The following is a 706-nucleotide window of genomic DNA, read 5'->3' as shown; positions in this document are numbered from 1 at the left end:
CCCTGCGCGGCTTCTCGGGCAGGGCGGGTGCGTCGGGACCGTGGAGAAGTCGGAGGACGGCGGCGGGGTCGGCCATCAATGCCAGTGCGTGAGCGCGGAGCTGGTCGCGGGTGGGCTGGTCGTCGCCGGTGGGCAGGTTGGCCGCGAGCTTGTCCGCGAGGTCGTCGAGGAAGGTGTCGATCTCGAGGAGGTCGGGGAGCCGGAGCTGGGCGGCGAGTCGGCCGGTGGCTGCTTCTCCGGTGCCCGCTTCGCCGCCGAGGCGGTCGCCCACGCGTGGGCGGGAGCGCCACACCCCGATCCTGGTCTGGTCGGCTTCGATGCGGCGGCGGTGGGCGTCGGGGTCGGCCTCGATGGTCTTGGCTTCGGCGAGGGCGAGGAGCTTGCCGGCGGGGAGCTGCCATCCGGCGGCGACGGCGGCATCGACCAGCCCGGCGGCCTCCTGGGACAACGGGCGGGTCATGGCGGCGATCTTGCGGGCGACCCAGACCTCGATCCGCAGGGCTTGGACCTGGGCGTGGAGCAGGGGGAGACGGTGCCGGAGGTCGAGGGCGTCGGCGGCGAGGTTGCGGGTGGCGATGAGGCCGGCGTGGCGGGCGATGGCGAGCTCGGCCCAGCACAGCTCGCTGACCTTGGGGGTGCCGTCGCCGCCGAGTTGGAGGAGGCGGTCGCCGCCGGGTCTCGGATCGGGCTGGTCGGTGTGGAGGTC

At 74.5% G+C, this 706-nt stretch carries 1 pseudogene; it reads right to left on the bottom strand.

Annotated features, from left to right (window positions below):
- A pseudogene (locus tag ACYU8V_RS22275) lies at positions 1-706 on the bottom strand (hypothetical protein); the annotation flags it as partial.

It is taken from the genome of Nocardioides ultimimeridianus (assembly GCF_054777895.1).
Note: the sequence above shows the minus strand (reverse complement) of the source record. Positions and strands in the feature narration are given on the sequence as shown.